Origin of the sequence: Streptomyces sp. Wb2n-11 (genome assembly GCF_001049855.1) — a bacterium.
Taxonomy (GTDB): Bacteria; Actinomycetota; Actinomycetes; order Streptomycetales; family Streptomycetaceae; genus Streptomyces; species Streptomyces altiplanensis.
On the sequence record NZ_CVPB01000001.1, the window covers coordinates 1,312,083 to 1,327,851 of the forward strand.

At 70.9% G+C, this 15,769-nt stretch carries 12 protein-coding genes and 2 pseudogenes; 7 read left to right on the forward strand and 7 right to left on the reverse strand.

Features of this window, described 5'->3' with window-relative positions; genetic code table 11:
- Window positions 1-39: 39 nt before the first annotated feature.
- From yjfF to BN1555_RS05810, 4 genes and pseudogenes are all read right to left on the reverse strand, one after another.
- Window positions 40-1,019 (reverse strand): annotated as a pseudogene (yjfF, locus tag BN1555_RS05795) (galactofuranose ABC transporter, permease protein YjfF).
- Window positions 1,016-2,064, reverse strand: a pseudogene (locus BN1555_RS05800) (ABC transporter permease). The pseudogenes yjfF and BN1555_RS05800 overlap by 4 nt, the downstream one beginning before the upstream one ends.
- On the reverse strand, window positions 2,061-3,632 hold the full coding sequence (locus tag BN1555_RS05805) for a sugar ABC transporter ATP-binding protein (protein ID WP_093798380.1): 1,572 nt from the start codon (window positions 3,630-3,632) through the stop codon (window positions 2,061-2,063). The pseudogene BN1555_RS05800 and the gene BN1555_RS05805 overlap by 4 nt, the downstream one beginning before the upstream one ends.
- 171 nt (window positions 3,633-3,803) lie before the next feature.
- Window positions 3,804-4,775 carry an ABC transporter substrate-binding protein gene (locus tag BN1555_RS05810; protein WP_093798381.1) on the reverse strand — a complete coding sequence of 324 codons (972 nt, stop codon included), beginning with the start codon at window positions 4,773-4,775 and terminating at the stop codon, window positions 3,804-3,806.
- A gap of 362 nt (window positions 4,776-5,137) precedes the next feature.
- Between BN1555_RS05810 and BN1555_RS05815 the strand changes: the two genes are divergently transcribed.
- On the forward strand, window positions 5,138-6,148 hold the full coding sequence (locus BN1555_RS05815) for a LacI family DNA-binding transcriptional regulator (RefSeq protein WP_255306368.1): 1,011 nt from the start codon (window positions 5,138-5,140) through the stop codon (window positions 6,146-6,148).
- Window positions 6,149-6,226: 78 nt separating this feature from the next.
- Here the strand turns inward: BN1555_RS05815 and BN1555_RS05820 are convergent, their stop codons facing one another.
- Window positions 6,227-7,237: a zinc-dependent alcohol dehydrogenase gene (locus BN1555_RS05820; protein ID WP_093798383.1), complete on the reverse strand. Its 1,011-nt coding sequence runs from the start codon at window positions 7,235-7,237 to the stop codon at window positions 6,227-6,229.
- A gap of 74 nt (window positions 7,238-7,311) precedes the next feature.
- Entirely contained in the window at window positions 7,312-8,370 is a 1,059-nt protein-coding gene (locus BN1555_RS05825) for a LacI family DNA-binding transcriptional regulator (protein WP_093798384.1), read from the reverse strand.
- Window positions 8,371-8,577: 207 nt separating this feature from the next.
- Here BN1555_RS05825 and BN1555_RS05830 point away from each other — a divergent pair, with 207 nt between their 5' ends.
- From BN1555_RS05830 to BN1555_RS05855, 6 genes are all read left to right on the forward strand, one after another.
- Complete coding sequence (locus BN1555_RS05830) at window positions 8,578-9,051, forward strand: MarR family winged helix-turn-helix transcriptional regulator (RefSeq protein WP_093798385.1); 474 nt, start codon at window positions 8,578-8,580, stop codon at window positions 9,049-9,051.
- A 50-nt stretch (window positions 9,052-9,101) separates the two neighbouring features.
- A complete protein-coding gene (locus tag BN1555_RS05835) occupies window positions 9,102-10,730 on the forward strand; it encodes an MFS transporter (protein WP_093798386.1) in 1,629 nt (542 codons plus the stop codon).
- 699 nt (window positions 10,731-11,429) lie between these two features.
- A complete protein-coding gene (locus BN1555_RS05840) occupies window positions 11,430-11,786 on the forward strand; it encodes a hypothetical protein (RefSeq protein WP_093798387.1) in 357 nt (118 codons plus the stop codon).
- The gene (locus tag BN1555_RS05845) at window positions 11,773-12,231 is read left to right on the forward strand and encodes a CBS domain-containing protein (protein ID WP_093798388.1); all 459 of its coding nucleotides are present in this window, start codon (window positions 11,773-11,775) and stop codon (window positions 12,229-12,231) included. Before BN1555_RS05840 ends, BN1555_RS05845 begins: the two co-directional genes overlap by 14 nt.
- Complete coding sequence (locus BN1555_RS05850; RefSeq protein ID WP_093798389.1) at window positions 12,228-13,526, forward strand: ArsB/NhaD family transporter; 1,299 nt, start codon at window positions 12,228-12,230, stop codon at window positions 13,524-13,526. The genes BN1555_RS05845 and BN1555_RS05850 overlap by 4 nt, the downstream gene beginning before the upstream one ends.
- A 166-nt stretch (window positions 13,527-13,692) precedes the next feature.
- Complete coding sequence (locus BN1555_RS05855; protein ID WP_093798390.1) at window positions 13,693-14,181, forward strand: CBS domain-containing protein; 489 nt, start codon at window positions 13,693-13,695, stop codon at window positions 14,179-14,181.
- A 330-nt stretch (window positions 14,182-14,511) separates the two neighbouring features.
- Here BN1555_RS05855 and BN1555_RS41545 read toward each other — a convergent pair whose 3' ends face one another.
- Window positions 14,512-15,522, reverse strand: coding sequence for a helix-turn-helix transcriptional regulator (locus BN1555_RS41545; RefSeq protein WP_176709966.1), 1,011 nt, complete (start codon window positions 15,520-15,522; stop codon window positions 14,512-14,514).
- Window positions 15,523-15,769 lie beyond the last annotated feature (247 nt).

Here is a 15,769-nt window from a genome sequence, read left to right on the forward strand (position 1 = left end):
CGGATCGTGACGGGCCCGGACCGGGTCCGGGGGGCGCTCTCAGGCCCGGCGGCGGCCGGTGCTGAGGCGCTGGAGGAGGATGAAGACGAGGAGCAGCCCGCCGATGACGATGCGGGTCCACCACGAACTGAGGGTTCCCTGGAAGCTGATGACCGTCTGGATGAGGCCGAGGACCATCACGCCGAGGGCGGTGCCCAGGACGAAGCCCGAGCCGCCGGTGAGCAGGGTCCCGCCGATGACGGTGGCCGCGATGGCGTCGAGTTCGAGACCGACGGCGTGCAGCCCGTAGCCGGAGAGCATGTAGAAGGTGAGGAGCACGCCGCCGAGGGCGGAGCAGAAGCCGCTGATCGCGTAGACGGCGATCTTCGTACGGGCCACCGGCAGGCCCATCAGGAGAGCCGACTGCTCGTTGCCGCCGAGCGCGTAGACGTTGCGGCCGAGCCGGGTGCGGTGCAGGACGACGAAGGCGGCGAGCAGGACCAGCAGCGCGATGATCACGCTGGGGGAGATGAACAGGCCCCCGGCAACGACAGCCTGGTCTGGGCGATCGAGACGAAGGTGGGGTCGGTGATGGAGATCGACTCGGTGCTGATGGTGTAGCAGAGCCCGCGGGCGAGGAACATTCCGGCGAGGGTGACGATGAAGGGCTGGATCTCGAAGGTGTGGATGATCCAGCCCATCAGGGTGCCGGACGCCGTACCGATGAGCAGGACCAGCGGGATGACGAGCAGCGGCGGCCAGTTGTGCTGTTCGACGAGCCAGGCCGCGACCATGGTGGAGAGGGCGAGCATCGCTCCGACGGAGAGGTCGATGCCGCCGGTGAGGATGACGAAGGTCATGCCGATGGCGACGACGAGCAGGAACGCGTTGTCGATGAGCAGGTTGACCAGTACCTGCCCGGAGAAGAAGCCCTCGTACTGTACCGAGCCGGCGGCGAACATGATCACCAGCAGCGCGGCGGTCACGAGCAGCGGGATGGACGCCCCGTTGCGGCGGAAGGTGTCAGTCAGGGTGCTCATGCGCCGACCTCGTGCTTCTCAACGTTTCTTGCGCGACCGGGGTTCAGGGGCGGGCGGGACGACGGGCGCCGGAGATCGACCTTGGCCCGGAAGGCCGACGACTGGACGAGGCAGACCGCGATGACGACCAGCGCCTTGAAGACCAGGGTCGTCTCGGGGGGATGCCCATCGAGTAGACGGAAGTGGTGAGCGTCTGGATGATCAGCGCGCCGAGCACGGTGCCGCCGAGGGAGAAGCGGCCTCCGGTGAGCGCGCCACCGCCGATGACGACGGCGAGGATGGCGTCGAGCTCGATCCACAGGCCGGCGTTGTTGCCGTCGGCGCTGGAGACGTTCGAGCTGATCATCAGCCCGGCGACGGCGGCGCACAGGGCGCTGAACACGTAGACGAGGGTGAGCAGTCCGGTGGCGCGGATGCCGACGAGCCGGCTGGCCGTGGGGTTGCCGCCGACCGACTCGATGAGCAGGCCGAGTGCGGTACGGCGGGTGAGGAGCCCGGTGAGGGCGACCAGCACGGCGGCGAGGATCACGGCGAAGGGGACCGTCAGCCAGTAGCCGCCGCCGATGAGCTTGTAGGGGGCGCTGGAGACGGTGAGGATCTGGCCGTCCGTGATGAGCTGGGCGACGCCGCGGCCCGCGACCATCAGCATGAGGGTCGCGATGATCGGCTGGACGTCGAGCCTGGCGACCAGGAGACCGTTGATCAGGCCGAGGGCCAGCGCGACGGCGAGGGAGATGCCGACGGCTTCGAGCACCGTCGACAGCGCGGCCGGCGACGCGGACGTGGCGATGTGCTCGCAGGCCAGCGCACCGGAGATGGCCACGGTGGAGCCGACCGACAGGTCGATGCCGCGGGTGGCGATGACCAGGGACATGCCCAGGGCGACCAGTACCAGCGGTGCGCCGAACTGGAGGATGTCGATCAGGCTGCCGTAGAGGTGGCCCTCCTTGACCCGGATGGCGAAGAAGTCGTGGTTGAAGGCGACGTTGGCCAGCAGGAGTGCGAGCAGGACGGCGGCGGGCCAGAACAGGCGGTGCTTGGTCATTTCCGGTCTCCGGTGGCGATGGTGGCCATGATGCGTTCCGGTGTGAGGGTGCCGTCGTTGGTCAGGGTGGCCACCATGCGGTGGTCCCGCAGGACGCCGACGCGGTGGCTGAGCCGCAGTACCTCTTCGAGTTCCGCGGAGATGAACAGGACCGACATGCCCTCGCCGGACAGCCGCTGGACGAGTTTCTGGATCTCGGCCTTGGCGCCGACGTCGATGCCGCGGGTGGGCTCGTCGAGGATCAGCAGCCGGGGGTCGGTCAGCAGCCAGCGGGCGAGCAGCACCTTCTGCTGGTTGCCGCCGCTGAGGTTGCGGATCTGCGTCTCCGGGCTGGCGGGCCGGATGTCCAGAGCGGAGATCCAGTGCCTGGCGAGTTCGTCCTGCTTGCTCCGGGACAGGGGCCGGGCCCAGCCCCGGGCGGCCTGCAGGGCCAGGACGAGGTTCTCACGGACCGTCAGTTCGCCGACCAGCCCCTCGGCCTTGCGGTTCTCCGAGCAGAAGGCGATCTTGTGGGCGATGGCGGCCCGGGGCGTGCGCAGGGCGGCGGGCTCGCCGTTGACGGTGACGGTGCCCTCGTCGCTCTGGTCGGCGCCGAACAGCAGCCGGGCGGCCTCGGTGCGGCCCGAGCCGAGCAGGCCGGCCAGTCCGACGACCTCCCCGACGTGGATGTCCAGGTCGAAGGGGGCGATGGAGCCGCGGCGGGCCAGGGCTCCGGCCCGCAGGAACGGCTCACCGGCCGCGGCTTCGGCGGCTTCGGCCCGCGAGGCGTCGGAGAGGACGTCGAGTTCGGCCAGTTCGCCTCCGATCATGCGCTGGACCAGCTGTACGCGGGTGAGGTCGCCGATGGCGTACTCCCCTTCCAGCCGTCCGTTGCGCAGGATGGTGACGCGGTCGCAGATGTCGTAGACCTGGTCGAGGAAGTGGGTGACGAAGAGGATCGCCACGCCCTGGTCCCGGAGCCGGCCCATCACCGTGAAGAGCTGCCTGACCTCGTCGCGGTCGAGGCTGGAGGTGGGCTCGTCGAGGATGAGCACCTTCGCGGAGATGTCCACCGCGCGCACGATCGCGACCAGCTGTTGGACGGCCAGGGAGCAGCTGCTCAGCGGGGCGCTGACGTCGATGTCGAGGTCGAGGTCGCGCACCAGCTCGCGGGCGCGGCGGCGCAGTTCCGGCCAGTGGATCATGCCGAAGCGGCGCGGTTCGCGGCCGATGAGGATGTTCTCCGCCACCGAGAGGTTGGGGCAGAGGTTGACCTCCTGGTAGACGGTGCTGATGCCGGTCTGCTGGGCCTGGAGAGGGCCGGAGATGTGGACGTTCTCACCGGCCAGCGTGACACTGCCGCCGTCGGACGGGTGGACCCCGGTCAGGACCTTGATGAGCGTGGACTTCCCCGCGCCGTTCTCGCCCATCAAGGCGTGCACTTCTCCGGGGAAGAGACGCAGGTCGACTCCGTCGAGGGCGACGACGCCGGGGAACTCCTTCCGCACTCCCCGCAGTTCGAGGACGGGGCGCCGGTCCGCGCCGGCCTCGGGGGTCAAGGACCTGTCAGTGGTGGGAGGGCCTGCCATCCGCCCGTCCTCTCGTGTCGGGTGCCGGGGGCACCGTCGGCACAGCGGTGCCCCCGTACGTCATGGGGTGGTTGCGGTGGTGCGGTGCGGCACGGGGTGCGGGCGTTCGCCCGCCGGCCCTGCCGTACGGCGCTCCGGGGCGTTCTCACGCCCCCGGCCGTCCCGCCGCGGTCAGTACTTGCGGTCCGGGAGGGCGGCTGCGGCCTGCTCCTGGGTGAAGACTCCCTCGTCGACCTTCACGCGGGCCGGGACGGACTCACCCTTGGAGACCTTCTTGGCGAGGTCCATCAGCTGGTCGCCGAGCAGGGGGTTGCACTCGACCACGACGTTGATCTTGCCGTCGGCCATGGCCTGGAAGGCGTCCTTGATGCCGTCCACCGAGATGATCTTGATGTCGGTGCCGGGCTTCTTGCCGGCCTCCTCGATGGCCTGGATCGCACCGAGCGCCATGTCGTCGTTGTGCGCGTACAGGACGTCGATGTCGGGCTGCGACTTGAGGAACGCCTGCATGACCTCCTTGCCCTTGGCGCGGGTGAAGTCACCGGTCTGCGAGGCCACGATCTTGAACTTCGGGTCGCCCTTGACGGCCTGCGCGAAACCCGCCCTGCGGTCGTTGGCGGGGGCGGAGCCGGTGGTGCCCTGGAGTTCGACGACGTTCACCGTCCCGTCCTTGCCCTCGTACTCCTTGGTCAGCCAGTCGCCGGCCTTCCTGCCCTCCTCGACGAAGTCGGACCCGAGGAAGGTGGTGTAGAGCGAGGTGTCCTTCGAGTCGATGGCGCGGTCGGTCAGGACGACCGGGATCTTGGCGTTCTTGGCCTCCTTGAGCACGGTGTCCCAGCCGGACTCGACCACCGGCGAGAAGGCGATGACGTCGACTCTCTGCTGAATGAAGGACCGGATCGCCTTGATCTGGTTCTCCTGCTTCTGCTGCGCGTCGGAGAACTTGAGGGTGACCTTGGCCTCCTCGGCCGACTCCCGCACCGACTTGGTGTTGGCGGTGCGCCAGCCGCTCTCCGCGCCGACCTGGGCGAAGCCGAGGACGAGCCGGCCGTCACCCCCGCCGGTGGAGTCGGCGGAACATGCGGTCAGGAAGGACGCGGCAAGCAGTCCGGCGGCGACGGCGGAAACAACCTTCTTGGGCATCTGCGGTTCCTCTCGTGCTTCGAAACGCACCTGGAGCAGCGGCAACGCCGGGTGTCCCCTGCGGTGCGGGAGGGACTGCTGGGCCGGCCCGGAGGGCCGGCACGGCGACGTGACAGGCCACAGCAGGTTTCGTGCGGCCGCTGGAGAAGTGTGAGCGCTAACACAGATGAAACTCAAGAGTTACGAGGCTCGTTATAGATTCTTCATCACACAAGGCTGGCGTAGGATGATCGCGCTAACACAACGAGATCCCGCGCCGGGGCTCCGTACGCAGTCCTCCAGTCAGCAGCGCGCCTTCAGCGCCCCTGCCCACCCTCAGGGAGATGCCCGTGCGTCAGTCCGCTACGGACCGCCCCCCGACGATGGCGGACGTGGCCCGCGTGGCGGGGGTGTCCCACCAGACCGTGTCCCGGGTCCTGAGTGGCCACCCCAACGTACGGAAGGCCACGCGGGCGGGGGTGCAGCGGGCCATCGACGAGCTGGGCTACCGGCGCAACTCCGCCGCCCGCGCCCTTGCCACCCGCCGCACCCGCGCGCTCGGCGTCATCGCCGTCAACACCACGCTCTACGGGCCGGCGAGCACACTCTCCGGACTCGAAGGGGCGGCGCGCGAGCAGGGGTACCTGGTGTCCGCGGTCAGCTTGCGCACCATCGACAAGGACGCGCTGACGCAGGCCATGACCCACCTGGCCACGTGGGGCGTGGAGGGGGTCGTGGTGATCACCTCCCAGCGGCAGGCCGTGGACGCGCTGGCCGAGCTGCGCACCCCGTTCCCCGTGGTCACGGTCGAGGGCGGACACAGCCTGGCCCTCCCCGGGGTGGCCCTCGACCAGTACCTGGGGGCCCGGCTGGTGACGGAGCATCTGCTCGCCGTCGGCCACGAGACGGTGTGGCACGTCGCCGGCCCACAGGACTGGCTGGAGGCCGAAGCGCGCACCGCGGGCTGGCGGGCCGCGCTGGAGGACGCGGGAGCGCCGGTCCCTCCCACGCTCGTGGGGGACTGGAGCCCCCTCTCCGGGTTCCAGATCGGCCAGCAGCTGGCGGGCAGGGCGGGCAGGCGCAGCGGCCCGGACCCCCGGCTCAGTGCCGTGTTCGTCGCCAACGACCAGATGGCGCTGGGGGTACTGCGCGCCCTGAGTGAGGCCGGTGTGCGTACGCCGGCGGACGTCGCGGTCGCCGGCTTCGACGACATCCCCGAAGCGGAATTCTTCCCTCCGCCCCTCACCACCGTCCGGCAGGACTTCGGAGCGATCGGTCGCGCCAGCATCAGGCTCCTGATCGACCGCATCGAGGAACGCGCGGTGCGGGAGACCCACCTGACCGTGGCTCCACAGCTCATCGTCCGTGCCAGCACCGCCCGCCCCATCGTCTGACAGCGCCTGGAGCGGGCCGGGAACGGGTCGGAAACCGGCCGGGACCAGGCCGGGAGCAGGCCGCCGAGGCCGCGCCCCCTAGGGGTTCGGCTTCAGGAGCACCTTGCCCACCTCGGGGCCCCCGCCGTCCAGCAGGGCGACGGCCTGCGGGAACGCGTTCAGAGGCAACTCGTGCGTGATCAGCGGCAGGAGTGAGAGCAGCCCGGAACCATGGGCGCGTACCGCGTGGGTCCAGGCAGCGGTCGCCGCACCGAAGACGGACCGGATCTCCAATTGCCGTGCGGTCAGCACTTCCGGGTCGATTCCGGCGGCCCCCGACGCCGGCGTGCCCGCGAGCACGAGGCGGCCGCCACGCCGCAGGAGGGTCATGGAGAAGTTCACCGAGGAGGCCCGGCCGGTGGTCTCCACGACGACGTCGAAGTCCGGAGAGGGGTTCCGGTCGTACGCGCCGCAGTGGGTGGCCCCGAACGACAGGGCCGGCTCCCGGCGGCCCGGACACGAGCCGACGACCATCAGCCGGGCCGGGGACGCCGCCGCCATGAACTGGACGGCGAGCATGCCGGCCGTTCCGTCGCCCACCACGGCGACGCGCTCGCCGGGAAGGACGGCCGCCTTCAGGGCGGCAGCGGCGACGCGGGCGGCCGGTTCCAGCAGTGCGGCCGCGGTCAGGTCCGTGTCGTCGGGCAGGACGTGCAGGAGCCGCGCCGGCAGAGTCAGGGTCGCGGCCATAGCGCCGGGCCGGGTGAATCCGGTTTCTTCGTAGCCTGCGCCGCACAGCGTGTTCTCCCCGGCACGACACCGTTCGCACGCCTGGCAGTTGCGGAACCCCTCTCCGACGGCCTTCCGTCCGACCAGCGCCTTCGGCACGAGGTCCCCGACGCTCTCCACGGTCCCGGACCACTCGTGCCCCGGGGTGAGCGGATACCGCACGTGTCCGGCGGGCCGGGCACCCCGCAGGACGTCCAGGTCACTGCCGCAGATGCCCACCGCGTGCACGCGGACGAGTGCTTCCCCGGGCCCGGGCGGCGTCGGTTCATGAGGGACCAGCCTGTGTGCGCCCGGCCCGGAAATCACGACTGCGGTACTCATTTTGATGCCTTCGGGTCCTGGCACTGCCGAGCACTGGTGTGCCGGCCGGAGGGAGACACGTCAGGGGAGACACGTCAACGGGACAGGGCCGGATCCGGCTGTCGAGCGGTGCTGGCGCGCACGATGAGCTCAGGTTCGATGGTGAGGTGGGCCGCTTCGGTCGTACGGCCCTCGATGTGCTCCAGCAGCAGGGCGATGCTGCTGCGGCCGATCGCGGCGAAGTCCTGCCGGACGGTGGTGAGGGGCGGAGGGAAGAACTCGGCCTCCGGAATGTCGTCGAACCCGGCCACCGCCACGTCGGCGGGGGTCCTCATGCCCGCCTCCCGCAGGGCTCGGAGCACCCCGAGTGCCATCTGGTCGTTCGCCACGAAGACCGCGGTCAGAGGGGCACCCGTGGCGCGGGCCGCGGCGTGGCCCGCGAGTTGCTGGCCCGCGTGGTAGCCGGAAAGAGGGCTCCAGTCCCCCCGCAGGAGCGGCGGAACCTCGGCCCCCGCCTCGCGCAGGCAGTCTTCCCATCCGACGGCGCGCGCTTCGCTCTCCAGCCAGTCCCGGGGGCCCGCGACGTGCCACACCGTGCGGTGCCCCGCGGCGAGCAGGTGCTCGGTGACCATACGGGCGCCGAGCGTCTGGTCGAGGGAGACGCCGGGGAGATCGAGGCTGTGTCCGCCTTCCACCGTGACCACGGGGAAGGGGGTCTGCATGGCCGCGAGGGCCTGCACCATCTCGCGTTGCGGAGTGATGGCGATGACACCTTCGACTCCCCACGCCGCGAGGTGGTCCATGGCCTGGGTGAGCGCTGATCGCGTCACCGTGCGCAGGGTGACGGTCGACACCAGGTACCCCTGGCCCCTGGCCGCTTCCTGCACCCCGGAAAGGGTGCTCGCCGGCCCGTGGAGGGTGGTGTTGACGGCGATGACGCCGAGCGTGTGGGTGCGGCGGGTGGCCAGGGCACGGGCAGCCGAGTTGCGGCGGTACCCCAGCCGCGCGATGGCTTCGTTGACCTGGTCACGCGTCGTTTCGCGCACGTTCGGGTGGTTGCTGAGCACACGCGACACGGTCTGGTGCGACACGCCCGCCACTCGGGCGACGTCCGCCATGGTCGGCGCTTTCATGGCGTCAGAGGACTGCTGCACGTGTCCTCCTTCCCTGTCACCCGGTGAGATCCCTGCCATACGGTACCTGCCCCGCCGAATGGCCGACCACGAGCCGACCCCCGGCCGACCGGGAGCCGAGCCGGAGCCGGCCGGGAGCCGAGGACCGGCCGCGGCCCGCCCGGCGGCTTCCCGCCCCAGCCAGTAGGTATGTTGACATAGGTATTGGGCCATACTTACGCTGTCCGCATGCCCGCCTCCAGCGCGTCCGAACAGGACATCCAGCACATCGCGTCAGCGATGTCGGCTGTCCTGCCCGCGCTGCACCGGGCCCTGGACCGGCGTGTCGCCCAGGACTTTCCGTACCCCAAGCCGCCCGAGGGCCAGCTGGCGCTCCTGCGGCTCGTCGGCGAGCACGACGGTGTCACCGTGCGCACAGCGGCCGACGTACTGCTGATGAAGCCGAACAACGTGAGCGCCCTGGTCACCCAGCTGGCAGCCCAGGGGCAGCTGGAGCGCAGGCAGGACCCGGCCGACAGGCGAGTCGCGCACCTGCACCTCACGGCCCAGGCCCGGCAGCGGATCGCCGAGGTCGACACGCTCATGACCGGGTACGTCGCCGAGGCGCTGCGCGCCCTCACCGACGGGGACCTCGACGCCATCGGTTCCGCCCTCGGCGCCCTCGATGGACTGGCGCGGCACGTCCACCCCGCCGCCGGCTGACGGCGCCCGCGCACCCGTATCACCCCCCGCTCAGGAAGCAGTACACCTCCATGCCCTCCACCACCGTGGATCGCTCCCCCCTGCCCGCACCCGCCCCGGCCGGCGCTCCGGCCGGCCGCCGCGGCAACCCCTGGCTGACGCTGATCGCCGTCGCCTTCGGTCTGTTCATGGTCGGTCTGGACGGCTCCGTCGTCGCGATCGCCAACCCGGAGATCGGCCGGGACCTGAACGCGTCCACCGCCGACCTGCAATGGGTCACCAACTCCTACCTGCTGGCCCTGGCCGCCGCGCTGATCCTTGGCGGAAAGCTCGGCGACCGCTTCGGCCGGCGCACCTTCTACCTCGTCGGTGTCGTCGGCTTCACCCTCGCTTCCGTCGCCATCGGCCTGGCGGGCTCGATCGAGGGCGTCATCGTCTTCCGCGCCGCGCAGGGCCTCTTCGGCGCCCTGCTGATGCCCAACACGCTCGGACTGCTGCGGGCGGTGTTCCCGCCGAAGAGGTTCGGCATGGCGGTGGGCATCTGGGCCATGGTGTCGTCCGTGTCCACCGCGCTCGGCCCCATCGTCGGCGGACTGCTCGTCGAGCACGTCAACTGGGAGTCGGTCTTCTACATCAACGCCCCCATCGGCGTGATCGCGCTGGTCTTCAGCGCGCTGGTGCTGCCGCAGAGCAAGAACGCCTCCGGTGACCACCGCTTCGACGTCCTCGGCGTCGTCCTGCTGGCCCTCGGACTGCTCGTCGTCGTCTTCGGCGTGGTCAAGGGCGAGACGTGGGGCTGGAGTTCGGGAGCGACCCTGGGCACCCTCGCCGCGGGCATCGTCGTCCTGCTGGTGTTCGGCTGGTACGAGACGCGCATCGGGCGCCCTTCCCCGAGCTCTCGGTCCGGCTCGGGCAGGGGATACCCCATCCTCCCGATGCGGCTGTTCCGCAGCCCTGCGCTGACCATCGGCACGATCATCACCGCGGTCAACTTCTTCGTCCTGCTCGGCGTGATCTTCTTCGTGATGCTCTACCTGCAGAACGTGCGCGGCTTCACCCCCGTCGAGGCCGGCGTGCGCACCCTGCCGCTGAGCCTGGCGTCCGTCGTCGCCTCCCCGCTGGGCGCGAAGCTCACCGAGAAGTTCGGCGCCCGGCTGTCCATGCCGCTCGGCATGGTGCTCCAGGCCGCCGCCTCCTTCGGGATGCTCGGCTGGGGCGTGCACTCCTCGTACGGCGCGATGTGGCCGCCGTTCATCGCCCTCGGCCTCGGCGTCGGCATGGTGATGGCCGCCTCCTCCGAAGCCATCGTGGGCAACTCGCCCGTCGAGGACGCCGGTGTGGCGGGTGGCCTGCAGGCCACCGCGCTGCAGGTCGGCGGAGCGCTCGGCACCTCCGTGCTGGTGTCCCTGATCAGCAGCAGGGTCGGCTCGACCCTGACCGGCGAACTCACCTCCGCCGGGGTTCCGGCGCCCCTGGCCGGACGACTGCACGAGGCCAAGGACGCGGTGGCGATGGGGGTTTCCCCGGTCTCCGGTGACATGCCGGCGCAGCTGCGGGCCGCGGTCGTCGAGGGCAGCGGCCAGGCGTTCCTCAACGGCGTGCACACCGCCGTGCTCGTCACCGGCGTGCTGTGCGTGGCCGGCGCCGTCCTCGCCGCGGTCGGCGTACGACGCAACCCGCAGGCCCACGCCGAGCAGTGAGAGTGGCAGTGAACGGTTGACCGGCCCCGGCCGGACGGCGCGCCTCCTCAGGGACGGCGGACGCCGCCCGGCCGGGGTTCCCCGCACCCGCGGCTCCTCGCGGTACGCCGCTCCCCAGCACGCTCGTCGAACCGGGCCCGGACTGTGTGACGAACCTCGTGATCGACGCGCAGACGGGGCGGCAGAGCCCGAAGCCGTTGCACAGCGGGAGCACCGGGGTCTTCGCGATTTCGCCGGACTCGCATCGGCAGCCGGCCGCACCCGAGGGAGACCGGTCCCGCAACGATGGCCACACCCCGGCCGACGCACGCCCGAGCGACCGGGCAGCGCCGAGCGGAGGCCGGACGCAGAACCTGCTGGGCCTGATGCCGACGGCAAGAAGAAGCCGTCGAGCCACCGAGGACGGGCCGGACGGCGACGTCTCGCGCACCCACGAGCAGCGGGAAGTTCACTGCGAGTCGGACTCGGCCGGGTCCACGAGTGGGTCGCAGCCGACCACGGTCGACGGTGCGGTGCGATGCGGTGGGGGGCGGTGCGGGCCCTGCGCGGTCGGTTCCGGTCCGACGGCTCCCTGGCGCCACCCTCACGTGTCGGATACCTCCCGATATCATGTAGATGACGTGTAGGGTTCCCCGCGGTGTGCCGGGAAGCCTGGTCGGCGGTCTTGAGAGAACTCTCTTTGCCGATCGGGGTCCAGTCATGGTTCTCATTGCCGTCTTCGGAGTCGCACCGCTCATCGCCGTGCCGCTCTCCGGGCTCACCGCCCGTACGGCCCTTCCGGCCCACTCCACCGCGGACAGCGGCATCCTCGCGGTCACCGCGGCCCCGGCACCGTTCCCGGCGCTGTTCGCCCACGGCAGGCGCGTCTCGTTCCCCACGCTGCGCGCGTACGGGAAGAACCCGGCCCGCGCCCTGGGTCCGGCCCCGGAACCGGACATACCGCTCGCCTCCGTGGCACGGCCCCGCTCACGCACTGCCCCGCCGGCCTCGGCCGGACGGCCCTCGTTCCCGTCAGACGCCCACCACAGCAAGGAGAACGGCCATGCTCGCACGTGATCTCGCGGAGACCTATCCCTCCGTGTCGACCGACGCCGACGCGGTGGACGCGGCCCGGCTGCTCTCCGAGCACAAGCTGCCCGCGCTGCTCGTGGTCGACGCCGACCATCGCCCGTACGCCATCGTGCCGGGCTCCCAGCTCATCAAGCAGCTGGTGCCCGACTACGTACTGGAGGACCCGCTGCTCTCCACCGTGATCGACGACCGGCACCTCGACGAGGTCATGGAGCGGATGGCCGGGCTGACAGTCGCCGAATGGCTGCCGCGGCGCGGCTACGTGCCACCGGTGGTCGGTCCCGACGCCGGTGCGCTGCAAGTGGCGGCGCTCATGGCCCGTACGCACAGCCCGCTGGTCGCCGTGATCGAGCGCGAGGGCGACGAGGTGCGTCTGCTGGGCGCCATCACGGCCGCCTGCCTGATGACCCACATCGTCGGAGCGTCGTGAACGACTGGCAGAGCTGGGCGGCGCTCGTCGTCTTCGTCAGTGCGTATGCCCTGATCATCAGCGAGAAGGTGCACCGCGTGGCCGCCGCCCTCGGCGGCGCCGGGCTGATGCTGGCGATCGGGGCGACCGACGACGAGTCGGCCTTCTACTCCGAGCACAGCGGGGTCGACTGGAACGTCATCTTCCTGCTGCTCGGCATGATGATGATCGTCGGCGTGCTGAAGAAGACCGGCATGTTCGAGTACCTCGCCATCTGGTCGGTGAGGAGAGCGAGGGCCAGACCCTTCCGGGTGATGACCATGCTGGTCGTCATCACGGCCGTCGCCTCCGCGCTCCTCGACAACGTCACCACCGTGCTGCTCGTCGCCCCGGTGACGCTGCTGGTCTGCGAGCGGCTCGGGCTGCCGGTGGCGCCCTTTCTGATCGCCGAGGTGCTGGCGTCCAACATCGGCGGCATGGCCACGCTGGTCGGTGATCCGCCGAACATCATCATCGCCAGCCGGGCCGGTCTGACCTTCAATGACTTCCTCGTCCATCTCGCCCCGCTGTCCGCGCTGTTGCTCCTGGTCCTGATCGCGCTGTGCCGGTGGCTGTTCCGCAGGTCGTTCGTGTACGACGAGGAGCGCGCGGCCGAGGTGATGTCGCTGGAGGAACGCGAGGCCATCCGCGACCCCCGCCTCCTCGTCCAGGGCCTGGCCGTCCTCGCGCTCGTCATGGCCGGGTTCGTCCTGCACCCCGTACTGCACTACGAGCCCAGCGTCGTCGCCCTGCTCGGCGCCGGGCTGCTCGTCGCCGTCTCCAGCGTGCGGACCGGTGACGTGCTCGGTGAGGTCGAGTGGCCCACGCTCGCCTTCTTCGCGGGGCTCTTCGTGATGATCGGCGGGCTGATCGAGACCGGTGTGATCGGCCAGGTGTCCAAGGCACTCGCGGACGCCATCGGCGGAAACGAACTGGGCGGCTCCATGCTGCTGCTGACGGCCTCCGCCGTGCTCTCCGGCATCGTCGACAACATCCCGTACGTCGCCACCATGGCGCCCATCACCAGCGACCTCGTCGAGTCGGTCGGCGGCTCCGGCGACCACGTCATGTGGTGGGCCCTGGCCATCGGGGCGGACCTCGGCGGCAACGCCACCGCGATCGGAGCCAGCGCCAACGTCGTCGTCCTCGGCATCGCCGAACGCAACCGCACTCCCATCTCGTTCTGGCAGTTCACCAAGTACGGGCTCGTGGTCACCTTCATCACCGTGGCGATCGCGGCGGCGTACGTCTGGCTGCGCTACTTCACCCTGGCCTGAGGGGCGCGTGGCGCGGCTGATGCGGCTGATACGACTGATGCGGTGATTTTCTCCGTATGTTTCGCATCAATGGCCTGGTCAGAATCCGGGATGTGAATGAGGCTGGGACCAAGAGGAAAAAAGGCACAAGAGCCTTGAGCCTTCTCCGAGAAGACGGGAGCCGGCCGTGCGCGCGCGTGACCTGGCAGAGGAGTACGAAGCCGTGAGCATCGACAGCGATGCTCTGGAGGCCGCCCGGCTGATGTCCGAGCACCGGCTTCCCGGGCTGCTGGTGCTCGACGGGCGGGGCGAGCCGAAGGCGATCCTCCCCGCCTCCCAGATGGTCAAGATCCTGGTCCCCTCCTACGTGATCGACGATCCGGCGCTCGCCGCGGTCATCGACGAGAAGCACGCCGACCGGCTCTGCGAGACCCTGGCCGGGCGCCGGGTCGGCGACTGCCTTCCCCGCACCACGGCCCCGCCGCCGATCGCCGCCCCCGACGACACCGCGCTGGAGGTGGCCGCGCTGATGGCACGGGTGCGCAGCCCGCTGGTCGCGGTGGCGGAGAAGGCCCGGGAGGGGACGCGCCTGTTCGGCGCGATCACGGCTTCGCACCTGTTGCACGAGCTTCTCGGCTCGGCAGCGGTCTCCGGTGGCGAGACCCACCACTCGTAGCCCTTCCCGTCAGCGGGTGTCCGTCTCGCCGCCGGTCACGGCGATGACCTCGCCCACCCGCGGGCACCTCGCCTCGAATCGGCGTCCGAGGCGAGGTGCACGCGGGTGGGTGCGATCTCTTCCGGCCGGGCCGGCTGCCCGGCGGGCGTTTCGCTGCCCACCCGGGCCGGACCGTCCAGCGGCACGTGCGCGTCGGCGACGTGCCGCTGGACGGTCCGGGTGGGGCCGGGGGTCCATGTCCGCTTCGAAGCCCGGGACACCTGTTTCCGTACGGGAGACTCCGGCCGGGTTCCGGGACGATCCGCGCAGGGGTGAAGGGGCGGCAGGGCCTCAGGGAGAGGACAGGGGGGTGCCGCACCGGCCGCAGTACCGGTCGCCGCGCTCCGGCGCGAGACGGCCGCAGTCGGGGCAGACCCGGTCCAGCAGACACGCCGCCTCGCCGCCCTCCTCCGCCACGGGTGACACGGGCGGGGCGTTGCGGATGGTGAGCCCCGGGCGGCGGCGGTGGACCGTGAGGTAGGCCAGGCCGTCGGGACCCGCCGAGACGGCGCGTTGGGCTCCGTGCGGCAGCCATGCCACGGCCCCCGGTGCGAGTTCGTGCCGTTCGCCGTCGCATTCCAGCAGGCCGGCGCCCTGTGCCACGTACACCAGGACGTCCAGGTCGGGCTCGACGTGCGGAGCGACTCGGGCGCGGGGCGCCAGCCGGATCACATTCGCGTCCAGCTGCCGGCCGCTCCCGCTCAGACGCCACAGCACACCGCCGGTCAGTGCCGCCAACCGGGCGAGGACGCCCGGCCCTTGCGCGCGGACCGGTGCTTTCGCCGCCCCGGCTCCTTCGGCTGTGACCTCTCGCAGCCAGGACCGCTCCGCGTGGTCGGCGGCCCGGGCGACGGCGAGCATCCCGCGACGGTACGGGTCGTCCGTGCCGTCGGCTTCGACGTCAGCATCATGGAAGGAGTGCCTCGGCTGTTCCAGGAACTCCAGCCGCCGGCGCAGCACCGCGCGGCGGTCGCCGGGGCCGGGGAGCCGGGAGAGGAACGCCAGGATCGTGAAGTACCGGGCGCTGTCGCTGATGTCCAGGTCGTCGGGGGCCCGGAGCCGCCGCAGCAGCTCGGCGTGGCCGGTGCCGGTCAGGCTCAGGGTGTGCTGCCGGGCCGTCGCGGCGCCCGGCTCGGTCCGCCGGTCCAGCAGGCCGGCCTCGACGAGGCGGTCGATCACCGGGCGGAGGCTGCCCTCACCGACCGGCCGGAAGCGGCTGGACAGGCGTGCCGTGCGGCGGCGCAACTCGTCTCCGTGCAGTGGCCCGTCGGCCAGGAATCCCAGGATCGCGAGCTCCAGCATGCCGCCACTCTGGCACATCGGAACGGGGCGCCTCGAACCGAGCGAGGCGCCCTCCGTCACGAGTGGGATTCGCGCTTCCTGCGCTCCGGTTCCTCTTGTGCCTCGTACGCGGAGCAGTCGGAGTTCTGACACGGCCCCGGACGCCAGACGGGCACGAAGACCCCCAGAGACTTGTGTCGTTTGATCACTGTCTGGACGGGTTGCTTGCAGACCGGGCACACGTGCCGGGCCCGCGCTTCGGTCTCAT